The organism is Burkholderia sp. AU6039 (assembly GCF_002223365.1).
Taxonomy (GTDB): Bacteria; Pseudomonadota; Gammaproteobacteria; order Burkholderiales; family Burkholderiaceae; genus Burkholderia.
Genome location: NZ_NKFK01000006.1, coordinates 211,146 through 229,430, shown reverse-complemented (window position 1 = coordinate 229,430; position 18,285 = coordinate 211,146). Strand labels below are relative to the sequence as shown.

General features: G+C 67.0%; 14 protein-coding genes. 10 read left to right on the top strand and 4 right to left on the bottom strand.

Annotated features, from left to right (window positions below):
* The first annotated feature begins 176 nt into the window (after nucleotides 1–176).
* The 5 genes from CFB39_RS31350 to CFB39_RS31330 all read left to right on the top strand — a co-directional run bounded on the left by CFB39_RS31350 (nucleotide 177) and on the right by CFB39_RS31330 (nucleotide 5,935).
* The gene (locus tag CFB39_RS31350) at nucleotides 177–1,655 is read left to right on the top strand and encodes a sigma-54-dependent Fis family transcriptional regulator (RefSeq protein WP_089475850.1); all 1,479 of its coding nucleotides are present in this window, start codon (nucleotides 177–179) and stop codon (nucleotides 1,653–1,655) included.
* A 54-nt stretch (nucleotides 1,656–1,709) separates the two neighbouring features.
* Entirely contained in the window at nucleotides 1,710–2,237 is a 528-nt protein-coding gene (locus CFB39_RS31345; protein WP_089433481.1) for a BON domain-containing protein, read from the top strand.
* A gap of 61 nt (nucleotides 2,238–2,298) precedes the next feature.
* Nucleotides 2,299–2,571 carry a hypothetical protein gene (locus tag CFB39_RS31340; protein ID WP_081421152.1) on the top strand — a complete coding sequence of 91 codons (273 nt, stop codon included), beginning with the start codon at nucleotides 2,299–2,301 and terminating at the stop codon, nucleotides 2,569–2,571.
* A gap of 103 nt (nucleotides 2,572–2,674) precedes the next feature.
* The gene (locus CFB39_RS31335) at nucleotides 2,675–2,974 is read left to right on the top strand and encodes an H-NS family nucleoid-associated regulatory protein (protein ID WP_089475849.1); all 300 of its coding nucleotides are present in this window, start codon (nucleotides 2,675–2,677) and stop codon (nucleotides 2,972–2,974) included.
* Between the two features lie 603 nt (nucleotides 2,975–3,577).
* Complete coding sequence (locus CFB39_RS31330; RefSeq protein ID WP_089475848.1) at nucleotides 3,578–5,935, top strand: GNAT family N-acetyltransferase; 2,358 nt, start codon at nucleotides 3,578–3,580, stop codon at nucleotides 5,933–5,935.
* Between the two features lie 688 nt (nucleotides 5,936–6,623).
* Here CFB39_RS31330 and CFB39_RS31325 read toward each other — a convergent pair.
* Entirely contained in the window at nucleotides 6,624–7,175 is a 552-nt protein-coding gene (locus CFB39_RS31325) for a hypothetical protein (protein ID WP_089475847.1), read from the bottom strand.
* A 173-nt stretch (nucleotides 7,176–7,348) separates the two neighbouring features.
* On the bottom strand, nucleotides 7,349–8,170 hold the full coding sequence (locus tag CFB39_RS31320; protein ID WP_089433478.1) for an IclR family transcriptional regulator: 822 nt from the start codon (nucleotides 8,168–8,170) through the stop codon (nucleotides 7,349–7,351).
* A 664-nt stretch (nucleotides 8,171–8,834) separates the two neighbouring features.
* Between CFB39_RS31320 and CFB39_RS31310 the strand changes: the two genes are divergently transcribed.
* A complete protein-coding gene (locus tag CFB39_RS31310) occupies nucleotides 8,835–9,683 on the top strand; it encodes an ureidoglycolate lyase (RefSeq protein ID WP_089459184.1) in 849 nt (282 codons plus the stop codon).
* A 109-nt stretch (nucleotides 9,684–9,792) separates the two neighbouring features.
* On the opposite strand, the gene CFB39_RS31305 is transcribed toward CFB39_RS31310, so the two are convergent.
* Nucleotides 9,793–10,176, bottom strand: a complete 384-nt coding sequence (locus tag CFB39_RS31305) for a VOC family protein (protein ID WP_089428835.1) — start codon at nucleotides 10,174–10,176, stop codon at nucleotides 9,793–9,795.
* Nucleotides 10,177–10,428: 252 nt separating this feature from the next.
* On the opposite strand from CFB39_RS31305, the gene CFB39_RS31300 reads away from it, so the two are divergent.
* The gene (locus CFB39_RS31300; RefSeq protein ID WP_089475846.1) at nucleotides 10,429–11,073 is read left to right on the top strand and encodes an ABATE domain-containing protein; all 645 of its coding nucleotides are present in this window, start codon (nucleotides 10,429–10,431) and stop codon (nucleotides 11,071–11,073) included.
* Between the two features lie 35 nt (nucleotides 11,074–11,108).
* On the opposite strand, the gene prpR is transcribed toward CFB39_RS31300, so the two are convergent.
* On the bottom strand, nucleotides 11,109–13,091 hold the full coding sequence (prpR, locus tag CFB39_RS31295) for a propionate catabolism operon regulatory protein PrpR (RefSeq protein WP_089475845.1): 1,983 nt from the start codon (nucleotides 13,089–13,091) through the stop codon (nucleotides 11,109–11,111).
* A 170-nt stretch (nucleotides 13,092–13,261) separates the two neighbouring features.
* Here prpR and prpB point away from each other — a divergent pair, with 170 nt between their 5' ends.
* The 3 genes from prpB (at nucleotide 13,262) to acnD (ending at nucleotide 18,262) form a co-directional block, all read left to right on the top strand.
* Nucleotides 13,262–14,155, top strand: coding sequence for a methylisocitrate lyase (gene prpB, locus CFB39_RS31290; RefSeq protein ID WP_039349639.1), 894 nt, complete (start codon nucleotides 13,262–13,264; stop codon nucleotides 14,153–14,155).
* 261 nt (nucleotides 14,156–14,416) lie between these two features.
* Entirely contained in the window at nucleotides 14,417–15,589 is a 1,173-nt protein-coding gene (prpC, locus tag CFB39_RS31285; protein WP_089475844.1) for a 2-methylcitrate synthase, read from the top strand.
* Nucleotides 15,590–15,667: 78 nt separating this feature from the next.
* A complete protein-coding gene (gene acnD, locus CFB39_RS31280) occupies nucleotides 15,668–18,262 on the top strand; it encodes a Fe/S-dependent 2-methylisocitrate dehydratase AcnD (RefSeq protein ID WP_089475843.1) in 2,595 nt (864 codons plus the stop codon).
* Nucleotides 18,263–18,285: the final 23 nt, after the last annotated feature.

Sequence of the window (18,285 nt, the reverse complement as noted above, 5' to 3'; positions counted from 1 at the left end):
CGTTGTCTGAGGATTCTACATAAAACGTCTCCATCTGGAGACGAAATGGCCGTCCGGCCAGCCCGTGGAATCGGGCAGGGCTTTCCTGGACAACGCATTGCGGCGTGTCTCCGGAGTGAGATAATCCGTCTCGTTCCGGAGACAGTCGGCCAAAAATACACGGAGACGACGACACGATGATGAATGACTGGGCCCGCCTGCCCGTCAACTACGGCGACGTGCTGCGGCGCGCCGCCGAGTCGCTGTTCCGGACCTTCGAGGATTCGAGCGCGGGCACGGTGGTCGTCGATCGCGATGCGCGCGTCGTGTGGATGAACGAGCGGTACGCGGCGCGCTTCGGTTTCGCCGATCCGCAGCAGGCCGTCGGCCTCGACTGCGAGGCCGTGATCCCGAACAGCCTGATGCGCGAGGTCGTGTCGACCGGGCAGCCGATCCTGCTCGACATCATGGAGACGGGCCGCGAGCCGCTCGTCGTCACGCGCCTGCCGCTGAAGAACGAGGCCGGCGAGACGGTCGGCGCGATCGGCTTCGCGCTGTTCGACCAGTTGAAGACGCTTACGCCGATCTTTTCCCGCTACGCACAGCTTCAGCAGCAGCTGATCGCGACGCAGCGTTCGCTCGCGCAGGCGCGCCGCGCGAAATACACGTTCGCGAGCTTCGTCGGCACGAGCGCCGCGAGCCTCGAAACCAAGCGCCAGGCGCGCCGCGCCGCGCAGGTCGATTCGCCGGTGCTGCTGCTCGGCGAGACGGGCACCGGCAAGGAACTGCTTGCGCATGCGATTCACGCGGCGTCGGCGCGCGCGCTCCAGCCGCTCGTGACCGTCAACGTCGCCGCGATTCCCGACACGCTGCTCGAAACCGAATTTTTCGGCGCGGCGCCTGGCGCGTACACGGGCGCCGATCGCAAGGGGCGCATCGGCAAGTTCGAGCTGGCCGATCGCGGCACGCTGTTTCTCGACGAGATCGGCGACATGCCGCTGCCGCTGCAGGGCAAGCTGCTGCGCGTGCTGCAGGACAAGGAATTCGAGCCGGTCGGCTCGAACCGGATCGTGCGCGCCGACGTCCGGATCATCGCGGCCACGAGCGCCGACCTGCCGGCGCTGGTCGCGGCCGGGCGTTTTCGCGCGGATCTCTATTACCGGCTGAACGTGCTGACGATCCACGCGCCGCCGCTGCGCGCGCGCGCGTCCGACATCGCGGCGCTAGTCTACGCGACGCTCGAGGAGCTGGCCGCGCAGCACGGGCGCGCCGCCCATTGCGAGCTGACCGACGATGCGCTGCGGATGCTGTGTGCGTATCCGTGGCCGGGCAACGTGCGCGAGTTGCGCAATACGCTCGAACGCGCGCTGATGCTGTCGGACCGGTCGGTGATCGATGCGCGCGCGCTCGCGCCGTTCCTTGGGCCGGTGCGCGTCTCGACGGACGGGGCCGCACCGGCGCAGCCGCTGGCCGTGGCACCGGCCGAACGGCGCGCGGGCGAGCGGCCTGCTGCGCCGGCCGCTTCGTATGCCGATGCATTGGCGGCGTGGGAGCGCCAGTTCCTGACCGATGCGCTGGCGGCCTGCGACGGGAAGGTGGTGGAAGCGGCCGCGCGCATCGGGATCGGCCGCGCGACGCTGTACAAGAAACTGGCGGCGCTGGGCATCGACCGGTAAGCCAGACGGCCAAGCCAACACGCTCGGACGTGAAGCATCGAACAGGAGATCACGATGAAACGGATCGGCATCGCAGGGTGGCTGACCATGTTGCTGGCGACCGCTGCGTTCGCGCAGTCGGGCGACACCGATGCGCCCGAGGCGCGGCGCAACTGGTACAACGATCCGTTCATCGCGCTGTCGCGGGACGTGGCCGAATGCCCGTTGCCGCTCGGCCCGTGGATGACCCGGGCCGAGATGACGGACGACGCGCATTACCGCGCCGAACGCGGCACCACCTGCTGGCTCGCGCATCGCTGCACGAAGCCGAATTCCTATATGTATGACGCACCGATCGCCGACGCCGTGAAGGCGCACTTCGCCGGCTCCGATCGGCTGCATGGCACGAGCCTGTGGATCACCGTGCAGCGACGTTTCATTTACGTCGAAGGATGTGCGGACACGGCGTTCGATCAGCCGGCGTTGCAGCGCGAACTCGAGGCGCTTCCGGACGTCGAGCAGGTGTTCGTTCGCATCACCGACGATCCACGCAAGCGCTTGCCGTACAAGGCGCGCGGGCAACCCGGCCGTACGCCGAACTGACGGCCGAAGGGCCGCGCATGGCATACTCGCGACATTCAAAAAAAGGTTGACGGGAACAACAATGAAACACATGCTTGCGTCGGTCTGTCGGTGGCCTCGGGCGGCCGTTGTCTTGGCTCTGGTTGCAGGGCTCGGCGGGTGTGGCGGCAGCGCGCCGCTGTTCACTTCGGATGGGCGTCCGACTACCCAGGTGCAATGCACCGGTAGCGACTGGAGCAATTGCACGGACAACGCGCGGGCGATCTGCAACGGCGATTTCGAAGTGATTCAGCAATCGAGCGATGACGCCACGCGAAATCTTCTCTTCGCGTGCAAGAAAAAGAGCGGTTATTGATCCCGAGATAACCGGCTGAGGCGACCACGATCGGGCGAAGCGTTTTTCTGTTGGCTGAGCGTCATCTATTTTTCACGAATAACACTCACGGAGTCCCATCCATATGGCGACCTACAGGCAACTGACCGCGCAGCTCGAACGGCTTCAGCAAAAGATCGACAAGGAACGTGAAAAGGCGATTGCCGATGCGATTGCCGATATCCGCGCGAAAATCGAGGAATACGACATTACGCCGGAAGAGCTCGGGTTTCGTCCGGTAGGCGCGGCCGCTGGCGCAGCCAAGCCGAAGCGCGTGTCGCCGCCGAAATATTTGAATCCGAAGACGGGGGAAACCTGGAGTGGCCGCGGGCGCTCGCCGACCTGGCTCGGCAAGAATCGCGAGCGTTTCCTGATCAAGGACTGACTCCCGAAAAACCTCACCTTTCGCGTACTGACTGACGGTGCGAACGGCCATGCGGCCGTCGCACCGTTTTGTTTTTGCGCATTTCCGGCGCGATTCCCGACGGCGTATTGAACTGCGACGCCGCGCAATTAACGGATCCCGTTTTGCGAATTCGCTGCGATTCGCCGGGATATCGCGGCGAATTCCGGTAAACAGCCGCGCAATTGCGCAGCGCATGCGCATTGGCCTGCGCCATTCTCGTGGTGCACGCATGCTGCGAATTCCGATCACCTTTCGCGTGTTGGCGCGTGGCGCCGTGCAATTCCCGAAGAGTCTCACCATGGCTCCTGTAAATCCTCACCTTTGACGAAGCGGACGCAGCGTCGCGCTGCACGCCTGCACCGTGTGCGCCGGGCGGATGTGCTCGGCCGGCGTGCGGCGAGGGCTTCCGTACTGGTGTTGCAGGCCCATGATGCGAGCGTTGACGTGGGTCGAACAGTCGGCCGTTCGGCATATAGGCAGCCGCATGCGCTTCGCCTATGCTTGGGGTTCGCGTCGATCGGCGTATGGCCTGCCCGTGCCGCATGCCGATCGGGTCGTCTTTCGTTACCGCAGGGAGCCGATGTGACCGTTCGCCATCTCGATGCGTTGTTCCAGCCCAAGTCCGTTGCGGTCGTCGGCGCGTCGTCGCGCGCGGGCAGTATCGGCGCGATGGTGTGGTCGCGCGTGCTCGACGGTGGATTCGAGGGGCCCGTGTGGCCCGTCAATCCGAAGTATCGTGAGCTGCACGGGCATCCGGTCGTTGCCGATGTCGACCGGTTGCCCGCGCCGCCGTCGGTGGCCGTGATCTGCACGCCGCCCGCGACCTGGGCCGGCATCGTGCGCAAGCTCGGCGAGCTCGGCACGCGCGTTGCGGTGATCGTCGGCGAGGCGCGCACCGATGCCGATCGCACCGCGCTCGATCGCACGCTGAAGGCGGCGAAGCCGTTCGTGCTCCGTATCGTCGGGCCGGGCAGCCTCGGCGTGCTGTCGCCCGCACGGCACGCGCATTTCGGCGCGCCGGCCTACACGGCACGATCGGGCGGCGTCGCATGGGTGTCGCAATCGAACGCGCTGACGAACGCGGTGCTCGGCTGGGCCGATGCACGGGGCCTCGGCTTTTCGCACGTCGTCGCGCTCGGCGGCGAGTCCGACGTCGATGCGGGCGACGTGCTCGACTATCTCGCGAGCGATCCCGGCACGCGCGCGATCCTGCTCGAACTCGATACCGTGCGCGCCGCGCGCAAGTTCATGTCGGCCGCGCGCGCGGCCGCACGCAACAAGCCGGTGCTCGCATTGCGCACCGGCCGCGCCGATCCCGGCGACGCGCTCTATACGGCGGCGTTCCAGCGCGCGGGGATGGTGCGGGTGGATGCGCTCGACGATCTGCTCGACGAGATCGAGACGCTCGGCGTCGGCCGCGTCACGGCGCGCGGCGCGGCCACGCTCGTGACGAGCGATGCGGGGGTCGCGAAACTCGCGGTCGATGCGGTGGCCGAGGTGCGCGACGTGCTGACCGACTGGTCGCCCGCGGCCACGTCGGCGGTGTCGGCGGCGCTGCCGCATCTCGCATCGCCCGGCAATCCGCTGACGCTGGGCGACGATGCGCGCCCCGAGCATTTCGCCGCGGCGGTCAAGGCGCTCGCGCCGTTCCCGCAAACGGGCACGCTGTTCGTCGTCCATTCGACTTCCCACAGCGCGCCGGCCGATGCGGTTGCGCACACGCTGATCGAATCACGGCAGTACGCGCATCGCGGCATCCTCGCGTGTTTCTTCGGCGCGGTCGATGCGGCGACGCGCGATGCGCTGCACGCGAACGGCATTCCGGTGCACACCACGCCGCAGCGGCTCGCGCGCGCGTATGCGCGTCTCGTCGACTACAACCTCGGGCGGCAACTGCTGATGCAAACGCCCGAGGGTACGCCGCTGCAGCCGGCCGAGTGTGTTGCATCCGCGCAGGCCGATGCGCGCCGGATGGTCGAAGCCGGCCAGCATGAACTGACCGGCGAAGCCGCGCTGCGCTGGCTGTCTCATTTTGGCCTGCAGGGCGAGCCTGCCGTCGAGCCGGCCGGAAAGAAAGTCGTCGATGTCACCGTCGACATGTACGACGATTCGAACTTCGGCCCGGTGTTTCGCTATGCCGTGCCGCCCGCGGACGGCGTATCGGCGCCGTTCGTCGTCTATGGCCTGCCACCGCTGAACACCGTCCTAGCCCGCGCGGTGATGGAGCGCTCGCCGTACGCACGCAGCACACCCATCGAGCCGACGCTCGATGCGTTGACGGCGCTGTCGCAGGTCGTCTGCGACGTGCGTGAAGTCGTTGCGATGTCGGTCACGCTGCGCGTGCTGTCCGACCGCGCGCACGTGATCGCGCCGCGCATCACGCTGGCCGCGGGGCGCAGCCGGCTCGCGATCATGCCGTATCCGCGTCACCTCGAGCAGACGCTCGAGTGGCGCGGCGAGACGGTGACGATCCGCCCGATCCGTCCGGAAGACGAGGCCGCGCACAACGAACTGCTCGGTGCGATGACGCCGGAGGATCTGCGGATGCGTTTCTTCGGCGCGGTGCGCAGCTTCGATCATTCGCAGGTCGCGCGCATGACGCAGATCGATTACGACCGTGAGATGGCCTTCATCGTGTCGTTCACCGATGTGTCGGGGCGCGACCACACACTCGCGGTGGCGCGCGCGGTGGCCGATCCCGACAACGAGACGGCGGAGTTCGCGATCGCGGTACGACCCGATCAGAAGGGCAAGGGGCTTGGCCGGCTGATGATGACCCGCATCATCGACTACGCGCGCTCGCGCGGAACCGCCTGGATGGTCGGCGAGGCGCTGCGCGAGAACACGGCGATGATCTCGCTGGCGAAGGCGTGCGGGTTCGCTGTGTCGACGACGGAGGAGCCTGGCGTCGTGGGCTTCAGGATGAAGCTGCAGCCGTAGCGTCTGTCGGCGGCCCGACGCGCGGAGGCGTTGCATGCGGTGGATGTCTCCGGCCTCCCGGCATGTTCCGAATGTTCCCGGTCAGGAATGCAGAGCATTCGAGCCTGCGTCGCGAGCGAAGCAACCGAGAAAGTGTCGGCGCCTGTTCGCAGCGGAAATGTCGACGCGCAAATGGCACCGATCCGGCACCGCGAGATGCGTACCGCTTGCCGCGATATCCGCCCCGCAGCGCTGTTTCAGACAAGGTGTCCGCACGCATTTACCGCCGCATTCCGCCTTCGAAAATTCGAAATTGCCCAAAAGGTGAGACTTTTCGGGAGCTGTCGGTGAGCTTCTCCGGGAAGGTTGGGGTGAGTCGATACGGGAGCGCTTGGTGAGCCAATACAGGAACACTCGGTGAGCCTTCCCGGGAATGGCTGGTGAGCACCTTCGGGAGCCGCCGGTGAGCCTTTCCGGGGCGCATGGGTGAGGATCTGCGGGAAGTGTCGGTGAGGACATCCGGGACGCTTGGGTGAGGGTCTCCAGGAGCCTGGGTGAGCTTATTCGGGAGGGTTGGGTGAGCGCTTGCGGGACGCAAAGGTGAGGCTTTTCGGGAGCGTCCGGATGCACGTCTCCCGCAAGCGCAACGCCGGCCTGGGCCGGCGTCACGCGGGGTGCGGGCACGCATGAACCGTGCCCGTGGCTACATTCAGGCAGCGAGTTTCGACGCCGCGTCGTTCACCTGGTCGCGCGAAATCGCGAGTTCCTCGAGGTGCGGATCGGCATAGATGGCGCCGGTTTCGCGCTCGAGGCGGGCGATCGTCAGCGCACAGCGCGCGGTGTCCTTCGGCATTGCGATGAAGCGCTTGACCGATTCGCCGGACGTGAACGCTTCGAACAACGCGCCGCGCACGTCGTCCGGAAGCGTCTTGGTCCACTGGTACGGCTTGCCGTTGAACGTGATCGACGGCGGCAGCGTGCGTTCCTTCTTGGTCGCCGTGATGAGCCCGTAGGTGCGGGCCGCGTCGCCGATCTGCTCGGGCGAGAAGAGTTCGTCGGGCGTGATGTCGAACTGCTCGATGTAGCTCTCGATCGCCTGCATTGCAGCGGTACGATCGTCGCGCTTCTTCTGCGCGCGCGCGACGATATCGCGCAGCTCGTCCGCCTCTTCGGGCGTGATCGTGAAGCTTGCCTGCTTCTGCTGAAGTTCGGAGAAACGCTGGAATTCTTGATCGTTCAGAAGTTTGGCCATGACATCCATCGGACACGACGGCCGCGACAACCGGCCGCCGTAGTTTTTGAGAGGGCCGCTATTTTAGCGTAGCGCCGTGGGCGCACGATATGGCACCGTGCATTGCGCTCCGCAGAGGGGTTGCGCGCGACCGGGGGCAACGCGATAGCGCCGCCCCCGGTGCGCTCCGCCGGGCCCGCGCGTCAGCAGGTCTCGTCGCGGCACATCGACAGATGGGCGGCCGTCTCGCGCACCCCTTCGACGACCGTGTCGACGGACGGCGCCATATGCGCATCGATCCGGCGCATGTACGGGCAGGTCAGCACCGCGATCGCATGGCCGGACGGCCCGAGGATCGGTGCGCTCAGGTCGGTCACGCCGTACGCCTGGCGGCTGTCCTCGCGCAGGTAGCCGTCCTGCCGGATGGACTGGCACGCATACGCGAGTTCCTGCTCGTTCAATGGCGCTTCGCCCTTGACCTTGCGATGCTCGGCGAGCATGTGCGCGCGCTGCTCGGCACCCTGGAACGCCAGCATCACGCGCCCCGATGCCGTATCGACGAGCCCGACACGCGAGCCGAGCCGGACCGACACGCCCCACGGGCCGGGCCCGTCGACCTGCGCGATCACGAGCAGGTTGCCGCGATCGTAGACGGACAGGTGACACGATTGCTCGGAGGCATCGGCGAAACGCTGCATCGGCGGCAACGCCTCGGCGATCAGCCGGCTCATCGGCGGATGGCGGTGCGCGAGCGAGAACAGCTTGAGGCTGAGCGTGTAGCGGTCGCCGCCGGTCGAGCGCATCACGTAGCGGCGCGCGACGAGGCGTTCGAGCATCCGGTAGATTTCGCTCGCGTTGCGGCCGAGTTCCTTCGTGATTTCAGTGCGGGTGAGGCCTTCTTTCTGCTCCGACAGGAGTTCGAGAATGTCGAGACCCTTGTCGAGCGCGGGTGCGCGATAGCGGTCGATTGCGCCCATCGATTCCCGTGCGTCGCAGCCGGGAAGCAGGTCGTTGGTTGTTTGCATTGTCGGTGTGAAGTTGGGGGATTACTTTCGATCGATTGGCGACGCACGCTGACCGATTCTGCAACACGCTTGTGTCGCGCCCGCGTGTGGCGACGAACGCCATCCGTTTGAGCTTAACAACAAACATTTAGTGTGCAATGCAGCGTCTTTTTACCGATCGTTACCGGATAAGAACGGATCGATTCCCGTTCGGGATGACAGGGAAGCCCCGAATACCCGGTATTCATGACAGGTGGCACCGGTTCAAGGCATTCGAAAGGAAATCGGGCGGTGGCGCTGCCCGCGATGCTGCGCCGCAGCGCCGGCGGGCGCACCAATAGTCGGTATCCGTCGCGCGTCATTTCACGGCGCGCGGCCGATGGTACAAAGGCTGGCGGGCCAGCGACGGTGCGGCCGCGCGTGAAGCCGGCCGGTATCGGCCGGACCATGTCGCGGGTGCCGGGCCGTCGTCGCCGATGCGCAGACCGGCGGCCGCCCGTTCGATGCGCGCCATACTTCCGTGCGGCGCCGCGATCGCTGCGCCCGCGCGACCCTCGCGCGTCGACGGTATGCCGGATGCGGCGTCGACGCGCGCAATCGACGATCGACAATCAGTCCGGCGCGCGGCCGCGAAAGGCCGCGTCGGCCGGTATCCTGTCCCATTCGACAACAGAGGTTGACCACGATGAAACTGCTTCGCTATGGCCCGTCCGGCCAGGAAAAGCCCGGGATGCTCGACGCGGACGGCCGGATTCGCGACCTGTCCGCGCAGGTGCCGGACCTGTCCGGCGATGTGCTGTCCGACGCGGGTCTCGCGCGGCTGCGCGCGATCGATCCGGCCACGCTGCCGCTGGTGTCGGGCGAGCCGCGCATCGGCGCGTGCGTCGGGCAGGTCGGCAAGTTCATCGGCATCGGCCTGAACTACGCCGATCACGCGGCCGAGGCCGGCATGCCGGTGCCGAAGGAGCCGGTCGTGTTCGGCAAGTGGACGAGCTCGATCTGCGGCCCGAACGACGGCATCGATATCCCGAAGGGCTCGGTCAAGACCGACTGGGAAGTCGAGCTGGGTGTCGTGATCGGCGCGACCTGCAAGGACGTCGACGAAGCGCGCGCGCTCGATTACGTCGCGGGCTACTGCGTCGTCAACGACGTGTCCGAGCGCGAATGGCAGATCGAACGCGGCGGCCAGTGGGACAAGGGCAAGGGCTTCGACACGTTCGGCCCGATCGGTCCGTGGCTCGTCACGCGCGACGAGGTGCCCGATCCGCAGCGTCTCGACCTGTGGCTCGAAATCGACGGCCACCGTTATCAGAACGGCAACACGCGCACGATGGTGTTCACCGTCGCGCAGCTGATCGCCTATCTGTCGCGCTGCATGACGCTGCAGCCGGGCGACGTGATCACGACCGGCACGCCGCCGGGCGTCGGCATGGGCATCAAGCCGTCGCCGGTATTCCTGAAGGCCGGCCAGACGGTGCGCCTCGGTGTCGAAGGACTCGGCGAGCAACTGCAGCGTACGCGCGACGCGCGATAGCCCCGCACCCGGCGATTCCGTCGAACGACCGCCGCCGGCAGTTCAATGGCAAGGGCCCGATTCCGCATTGCGCGGAATCGGGCCCTTGTCTTTGGTGACGCGAGCGCGATCACACGATGTTGTCGAGTTCGCAATGCGCTTCCAGCCGATACCCGTCGGGATCGACGACGAACGCCGCGTAGTAGCCGGGGCCGTAGTGTTCGCGCTTGCCGGGCCCGCCGTTGTCCTGGCCGCCGTGCTCGAGTGCGGCGCGGTAGAACGCGTCGACCTCGACGGGCGAAGCGGCCTTGAACGACAGGTGCATCCCCGAGTCGGGATCAGGGGCGACGGGGCGAGGTGCATATTGCAACCACAGCTGCGGCTCGGTTGCGCCGTACCCGATGGATTCGTCGTCGGTATGCAGCCGTTTGTAGCCGAGCGCGCCGAGCGTGCTGTCGTAGAAGGCTCGGCTGCGGCCGACGTGTGCAACGCCGAACGAAAGGTGATCGATCATGTGCGGCTCCTTGGACTGAAGAGGGACGTCAGTGCGGCAAGCCTGCTTATAACCACCATGCCAGCCGCTTGTAGCGGAGTGTGCCGAGTGTGCTGTCGTAGAACGCGCGGCTGCGGTTGTTGTGGATAACGCCGGACAAAAGACGATCGATCATCTGTGGCTCCTTGGACTGAGGCGGGTGTCAGTGCAGCAAACCTTTTATAACTACCATGCCGGTTATGTTAGGAAGCGCCCGCGGGCTTGTCAACCGGCATGGTGGTTAGATACGATCCGGGCATGAGCGATACGCAACCTTCCGTCACGATGGACTGCCTGATTCCGGCGCCGCCCGAAACCCTGAGCATCGATTTCGCGAACACGCTGTACTGGCGCGGCAGCGATCCGCCGACCGAAACCTTCGGCACGATCGACGACCTGCTGGCGTGGTGTCGCGACCAGGCAAGCGTGCCGGCCGGCCTGGCGGAAGCGTGTCGTGCGCACGGCGAAGAAGAAGGGGAGCCGGCGATGCTCGCGCACGCGCTCGCGTTGCGCGAGGCGCTGTATCGGCTCTTTCTTGCGCAGGCCGAACAGCGCGAGCCGCAGGCGGACGATCTCGCGCTGCTCGGCGGCTTCCTGACGGAAGCGGCACCGCGCGTCGCGCTGGCGCGCATCGATGGCGGCTATGCGTGGCGGATCGGGGAGGCGCGTGCGACGCTGGCCGGGCTTCTGAGCCCGGTATTGTGGTCGGCGATCGACCTGCTCGGCGGCGCGCGGCTCGCGAAGGTCAAGCGTTGCGCGAACGACGCCTGCCAGTGGCTGTTCATCGACGACAGCAAGAACGGCAGCCGCCGCTGGTGTTCGATGTCGTCGTGCGGCAATCGCGCGAAGGCGTATCGCCACTATCACAAGGCCGACTGACGGTCGGCCCGTTCACTGCACGACAACCGCCCTGGTTATTTCACCGACAGCTTCCGCCACAGCGTCGTCTTGCTGATGCCGAGCATCGCGCACGCGCGGTCGCGGTCGCCGCCGCATGCGTCGAGCACCGCGCGGATCTCGTCGGCCTCCGCGCGACGGCGGCGCGCGTGCAGTGTCTGCGCATCGTCGCTGTCGGCCGCATCGGGTGGTGCTGCGAACAGCTCGGGTGCGATCGCCTGCAGCGCGTCGGGATCGAGCGCGCCGCACGCGGCGGCCGGATCGCTTTCGTCGGCTTCCTCGGCCAGTTCCACCGCGATCCGCTCGATCACGTTCTGCAGTTCGCGCACGTTGCCGGGCCACCGGTAGCGTACGAGCGCAGCCTGCGTTACGCCGAGCACGCGTGTGGCATCGGCGGCGTCGCGCAGACGTTCGGCGAGGCGCGGCTCGCGTCGTGCGGCCTGCACGAGCAGCGTGGCCGCGAGTGCGGGGATGTCGGCGGCGCGCTCGCGCAGCGGCGGCAGGCCGACATTCAGGATGTTGAGCCGGTAATAGAGATCCGCGCGGAACGTGCCGGCCTCGACGGCCGCGAGCAGCGGACGGTGCGTCGCGGCGATCACGCGCACGTCGATGCGGATCGGCTCGGTCGAGCCGAGGCGGATCACCTCGCGCTCCTGCAGCACGCGCAGCAGCCGGCTCTGCAGCGACGGCGGCATCTCGCCGATCTCGTCGAGAAACAGCGTGCCGCGGTGCGCGGCTTCGAACAGGCCGGTCTTGCCGCCGCGCCGCGCACCGGTGAACGCGCCTTCCTCATAGCCGAACAGCTCGCTCTCGAGCAGCGCCTCCGGAAACGCGCCGCAGTTGACCGCGACGAACGGGTAGCTGCGCCGCGCGGACAGCGCGTGCAGGCTTTGCGCGATCATTTCCTTGCCGGTGCCGCTTTCGCCGAGCACGAGCACGGTCGCGTCGGATTTCGCGTAGCGGCGCACGAGATCGCGCACGCGCGCCATCGGCGCCGATGCGCCGACCACGTCGTCGAGCGCATAGCGCGCGGCGAACTGCTGCATGGTGGGCTGCGAGCGCAGCGCGCGGTCGAGCCGTTCGACCGCGCGCGATTCCTGGAACGTCAGCACGCTGCCCGACGTGACCCCGCGATCGACGAGCGGCCCGCGATGCACGACGTAGCGCACGCCGCGCACGGTCGCGAGCGCGTCACCGTCCTCGCCGCGCAGCGTGCGCAGCTCGGGCCGGAGGTCGACGAGCGCGCGGCCGACGGCCGCCGCGGGTTCGACCCCGAGCGCCGACGCGAGCCGCTCGTTGATCGCTTCGACGCGGCCGTGTGCGTCGAGCGCGACCACGCCATCGCGCAGGTGCTGGAGCAGGTTGTCGAGCCGCTGGCGGCGGAACGCCTCGGCATGCGTCGCATACGCGACTTCGAGTGCCGTATCGACGGCCTTGCGTACCGATGCGTGCGAATACAGGAACACCGCGCCCATGCCGGCGCTGGCCGCGAGATCGGTGACGAGGCCGGGGCCGACGATCGTCTCGATGCCGCGGTCGTGCAAGTCGTGCACGCAGGCTTCCGCTTCCTGCGCGGACTGATATGACGCAAACTGCACGTCGAGGCCATACGCGGCGACGAAGCGGCGCACTTCGGGCGGCGTTTCCCCGGCGCTGACGAGCGCGATCCGCGATGCGTCGCGCCGGGCGCGTGCCAGCGCCTGCATCACGTCGAAACCGGTCGGCGACACGACCACCACCGGCACCTGTGCACGTGTCTTCAGGAACCCGCCGTTCGAGCCGGCCGCGACGATCACGTCGGGCCGCGCGGTGCCGGCTTCGGCGATCGCGCTGAGCGCATCCTCATAGGCGCGCGTCACGATGCGCACGTCGGCGCGTTCGTCGAATTCGCCGGCGATCTCGCGAAACAGATCGCGCAGGCGGCTGATGCCCATCGCCCAGATGCGCGGGCGCGCCGCGCGATCGGCCGGGCCGACGGGCTTGGTCGAGGAGAGGTCCATGGCGGTCGATTATGCGCGCGCGATTTCATTTTTGAAACATGAAATTGCTGAATTGAAATCGCCGGGCACTTCGACGCCCGTGCCGGTTGCTTAAGAATCAGTGGGTTAGCGACGTTGCGCGAGCTGGCCCGGTCCTTGCTGTTGATGGTCGTTCCTTCAGGAGGCCGTTCATGAGCAATACGCATCTTCAGAGCGCCGGCGCGAAATTCCGCGCGGCAGTCGCGGCGGAGCAGCCGCTGCAGGTGGTCGGCGCGATCACCGCCTACGCAGCCAAGATGGCGCAGGCCGTCGGCTTCAAGGCCGTGTACCTGTCGGGTGGCGGCGTCGCCGCGAACTCGCTCGGGATCCCCGACCTCGGCATCAGCACGATGGAAGACGTGCTGATCGACGCGAACCGGATCACCAACGCGACCGACCTGCCACTGCTGGTCGACATCGATACCGGCTGGGGCGGCGCGTTCAACATCGCGCGCACCGTGCGCTCGTTCATCAAGGCCGGCGTCGCGGCCGTGCACCTGGAAGACCAGGTCGGCCAGAAGCGCTGCGGCCACCGTCCGGGCAAGGAAGTCGTGCCGATCGAGGAAATGGTCGATCGCGTCAAGGCAGCGGTCGATGCGCGCACGGACGACCAGTTCGTGATCATGGCGCGCACCGACGCCGCCGCCGCCGAAGGGATCGACTCGGCGATCGAGCGCGCGGTGGCCTATGTCGAAGCCGGCGCGGACATGATTTTCCCGGAAGCGATGAAGACGCTCGACGACTACCGCCGTTTCAAGGCCGCCGTGAAGGTGCCGATCCTCGCGAACCTGACCGAATTCGGCTCGACGCCGCTGTTCACGGTCGACGAGCTGCGCGAGGCGAACGTCGATATCGCGCTGTACTGCTGCGGCGCGTATCGCGCGATGAACAAGGCCGCGCTGAACTTCTACGAGACGGTGCGCCGCGACGGTACGCAGAAGGAAGCCGTGCAGACGATGCAGACGCGTGCCGAGCTGTACGACTTCCTCGGTTATCACGAATACGAGCGCAAGCTCGACGAGCTGTTCGCGCAGGGCAAGAAGTAACGCGCCCGCGCGCCGGGACACGATTCCGGAGAGCGTTGCATGGGGCTGGACCAGGTGCTGGAGCGCCGAGTCCGGCCGACAGCTTTGCATCGGTCGGGCCTTGTGCCGTGGCGCCGGTTCAACCGACAGCCTTGCATGGGGCCGCATCAGGTGCTGAAGCGCCAAGTCCGGCCGACCGCGAAGCATGGGGCCGGACTAAGCGCTGAAGCGCCAAGTCCGGCCGACAGCCGATCCCCCCGATACACATTGGAGAGCAGAAACATGAGCGAGACGAAAGACGCAGCAGCACCGGCCGCCGCAGGCGCATTCAAGCCGAAGAAGTCGGTGGCGCTGTCGGGCGTGACGGCCGGCAACACGGCGCTGTGCACGGTCGGCAAGACCGGCAACGACCTGCACTATCGCGGCTACGACATTCTCGACGTCGCCGAGTCATGCGAATTCGAGGAAATCGCGCACCTGCTCGTTCACGGCACGCTGCCGAACCTGACCGAACTGGCCGCGTACAAGACCAAGCTGCGCGCGCTGCGCGGCCTGCCGAGTGCGTTGAAGGCGGCGCTCGAGCAGATCCCGGCGTCCGCGCATCCGATGGACGTGATGCGTACGGGCGTGTCGGTGCTCGGCACCGTGCTGCCGGAGAAGGACGACCACAATCTGCCGGGCGCGCGCGACATCGCCGACCGCCTGATGGCATCGCTCGGCTCGATGCTGCTGTACTGGTATCACTTCTCGCACAACGGCAAGCGCATCGAGACGGAAACCGACGACGACTCGATCGGCGGCCACTTCCTGCACCTGCTGCACGGCAAGACGCCGTCGAAGTCGTGGGTCGAGGCGATGCACACGTCGCTGATCCTGTACGCGGAGCACGAATTCAACGCGTCGACGTTCACCGGCCGCGTGATCGCGGGCACGGGCTCGGACATCTACTCGGCGATCACCGGCGCGATCGGCGCGCTGCGCGGGCCGAAGCATGGCGGCGCGAACGAAGTCGCGTATGAAATCCAGAGCCGCTACAGCTCGCCGGACGACGCCGAAGCCGACATCCGCCGCCGCGTCGAGAACAAGGAAGTCGTGATCGGCTTCGGCCACCCGGTCTACACGATCTCCGATCCGCGCAACAAGGTGATCAAGGGCGTCGCGCACAAGCTGTCGAAGGAAGCGGGCGACCTGAAGCTGTACAACATCGCCGAACGCCTCGAATCGGTGATGTGGGACGCGAAGAAGATGTTCCCGAACCTCGACTGGTTCAGCGCGGTGTCGTATCACATGATGGGCGTGCCGACCGCGATGTTCACGCCGCTGTTCGTGATCTCGCGCACGTCCGGCTGGAGCGCGCACATCATGGAGCAGCGCATCGACAACAAGATCATCCGCCCGAGCGCGAACTACACCGGTCCGGAAGACCTGCAGTTCGTGCCGATCGAAAAGCGCTGACATGCCCACCGTGCACGCCGGCCTCCCGCGTGACGGGGGCCGGCGTGCGCCGGACGCCATACCCGAGTTCCCCACACCATGAATACCGCCAACCGCAAACCCCTGCCCGGCACGTCGCTGGACTATTTCGACGCGCGTGCCGCGGTCGAAGCGATCGCGCCCGGCGCCTACGACACGCTGCCGTACACGTCGCGCGTGCTCGCCGAAAACCTCGTGCGCCGCTGCGATCCGGCGATCCTTGCCGATTCGCTGAAGCAGATCATCGAGCGCAAGCGCGAACGTGATTTCCCGTGGTTCCCGGCGCGCGTCGTGTGCCACGACATCCTCGGGCAGACGGCGCTCGTCGATCTCGCCGGCCTGCGCGACGCGATCGCCGACGGCGGCGGCGACCCGGCCAAGGTGAACCCGGTCGTGCCCGTGCAGCTGATCGTCGACCACTCGCTCGCGGTCGAATGCGGCGGCTTCGATCCGGACGCGTTCGCGAAGAACCGCGCGATCGAGGATCGCCGCAACGAGGATCGCTTCCACTTCATCGAGTGGACCAAGAAGGCGTTCGAGAACGTCGACGTGATCCCGCCGGGCAACGGCATCATGCACCAGATCAATCTCGAGAAGATGTCGCCGGTGATCCAGGCGCAAGACGGCGTCGCGTATCCGGACACCTGCGTCGGCACCGACAGCCACACGCCGCACGTCGACGCGCTCGGCGTGATCGCGATCGGCGTCGGCGGCCTCGAAGCGGAGAACGTGATGCTCGGCCGCGCATCGTGGATGCGCCTGCCCGACATCGTCGGCGTCGAGCTGACCGGCAAGCGCCAGCCCGGCATCACCGCGACCGACGTCGTGCTCGCGCTGACCGAATTCCTGCGCAAGGAAAAGGTGGTCGGCGCGTACCTGGAGTTCCGCGGTGAAGGCGCGGCGAGTCTCACGCTCGGCGATCGCGCGACGATCTCGAACATGGCGCCCGAATACGGCGCGACGGCCGCGATGTTCTTCATCGACGGCCAGACGACCGACTACCTGCGCCTCACCGGCCGCAGCGACGAGCAGGTGAAGCTCGTCGAGACCTACGCGAAGGCGGCCGGCCTGTGGGCCGATACGCTGAACAATGCGCAATACGAGCGCACGCTGACGTTCGACCTGTCGAGCGTCGTGCGCAACATGGCCGGCCCGTCGAACCCGCACAAGCGGCTGCCGACGTCCGATCTCGCCGCGCGCGGGATCGCCGGCCAGTGGGAAGAGAAGGCGGGCGAGATGCCCGACGGCGCGGTGATCATCGCCGCGATCACGAGCTGCACGAACACCAGCAACCCGCGCAACGTGATCGCAGCGGCCCTGCTCGCCCGCAACGCGAACGCGCGCGGCCTCACGCGCAAGCCGTGGGTGAAGAGCTCGCTCGCGCCCGGCTCGAAGGCGGTCGAGCTGTACTTGGAAGAAGCGAACCTGCTGCCCGAACTCGAGAAGCTCGGCTTCGGCATCGTCGCGTTCGCATGCACGACCTGCAACGGGATGTCGGGCGCGCTCGACCCGAAGATCCAGCAGAAGATCGTCGATCGCGACCTGTACGCGACCGCCGTGCTGTCCGGCAACCGCAACTTCGACGGCCGCATCCACCCGTATGCGAAGCAGGCGTTCCTCGCATCGCCGCCGCTGGTGGTCGCGTACGCGATCGCCGGCACGATCCGCTTCGACATCGAGAAGGACGTGCTCGGCCACGACCAGGACGGCCAGCCCGTCACGCTGAAGGACATCTGGCCGACCGACGAGGAGATCGATGCGATCGTCGCGTCGAGCGTGAAGCCCGAGCAGTTCCGCAAGGTCTACGAACCGATGTTCGCGCGTAGCGCCGATGCGGGCGAGCGCGCGGCACCGTTGTATGAATGGCGCGCACAGAGCACGTACATCCGCCGTCCGCCGTACTGGGAAGGCGCGCTGGCCGGCGAGCGCACGCTGCAAGGCATGCGCCCGCTCGCGGTGCTCGGCGACAACATCACGACCGACCACCTGTCGCCGTCGAACGCGATCCTGCTGGATAGCGCGGCCGGCGAATATCTCGCGAAGATGGGCCTGCCGGAAGAAGACTTCAACTCGTACGCGACGCACCGGGGCGACCACCTGACCGCGCAGCGCGCGACCTTCGCGAACCCGACGCTGATCAACGAGATGGCGATCGTCGACGGCGCGGTGAAGAAGGGCTCGCTCGCGCGCGTCGAGCCGGACGGCAAGGTCATGCGGATGTGGGAGGCGATCGAGACGTACATGAATCGCAAGCAGCCGCTGATCGTGATCGCCGGCGCCGACTACGGCCAGGGCTCGTCGCGCGACTGGGCGGCGAAGGGCGTACGGCTCGCGGGTGTCGAGGCGATCGCCGCCGAAGGCTTCGAGCGGATCCACCGCACGAACCTGATCGGCATGGGCGTGCTGCCGCTCGAGTTCAAGCCGGGTACCAACCGGACGACGCTCGGCATCGACGGCACCGAGACCTTCGACGTGATCGGCGAGCGCACGCCGCGCGCCGACCTGACGCTCGTGATTCATCGCAAGAACGGCGAGCGCGTCGAGGTGCCGATGACGTGCCGGCTCGATACGGCCGAGGAAGTGTCGATCTACGAAGCGGGCGGCGTGCTGCAGCGCTTCGCGCAGGACTTCCTCGAATCGTCGCAGGCGGCTTGATCGGTCACACAGGGATAACGCAC

What these genes read in the sequence shown, in the direction of transcription:
- CFB39_RS31350 (WP_089475850.1), top strand. Translation starts at nt 177, where the DNA reads ATGATGAATGACTGGGCCCGCCTGCCCGTCAACTACGGCGACGTGCTG.
- CFB39_RS31345 (WP_089433481.1), top strand. Translation starts at nt 1,710, where the DNA reads ATGAAACGGATCGGCATCGCAGGGTGGCTGACCATGTTGCTGGCGACC.
- CFB39_RS31340 (WP_081421152.1), top strand. Translation starts at nt 2,299, where the DNA reads ATGAAACACATGCTTGCGTCGGTCTGTCGGTGGCCTCGGGCGGCCGTT.
- CFB39_RS31335 (WP_089475849.1), top strand. Translation starts at nt 2,675, where the DNA reads ATGGCGACCTACAGGCAACTGACCGCGCAGCTCGAACGGCTTCAGCAA.
- CFB39_RS31325 (WP_089475847.1), bottom strand. Translation starts at nt 7,175, where the DNA reads ATGGATGTCATGGCCAAACTTCTGAACGATCAAGAATTCCAGCGTTTC.
- CFB39_RS31320 (WP_089433478.1), bottom strand. Translation starts at nt 8,170, where the DNA reads ATGCAAACAACCAACGACCTGCTTCCCGGCTGCGACGCACGGGAATCG.
- CFB39_RS31310 (WP_089459184.1), top strand. Translation starts at nt 8,835, where the DNA reads ATGAAACTGCTTCGCTATGGCCCGTCCGGCCAGGAAAAGCCCGGGATG.
- CFB39_RS31305 (WP_089428835.1), bottom strand. Translation starts at nt 10,176, where the DNA reads ATGATCGATCACCTTTCGTTCGGCGTTGCACACGTCGGCCGCAGCCGA.
- CFB39_RS31300 (WP_089475846.1), top strand. Translation starts at nt 10,429, where the DNA reads ATGGTGGTTAGATACGATCCGGGCATGAGCGATACGCAACCTTCCGTC.
- prpR (WP_089475845.1), bottom strand. Translation starts at nt 13,091, where the DNA reads ATGGACCTCTCCTCGACCAAGCCCGTCGGCCCGGCCGATCGCGCGGCG.
- prpB (WP_039349639.1), top strand. Translation starts at nt 13,262, where the DNA reads ATGAGCAATACGCATCTTCAGAGCGCCGGCGCGAAATTCCGCGCGGCA.
- prpC (WP_089475844.1), top strand. Translation starts at nt 14,417, where the DNA reads ATGAGCGAGACGAAAGACGCAGCAGCACCGGCCGCCGCAGGCGCATTC.
- acnD (WP_089475843.1), top strand. Translation starts at nt 15,668, where the DNA reads ATGAATACCGCCAACCGCAAACCCCTGCCCGGCACGTCGCTGGACTAT.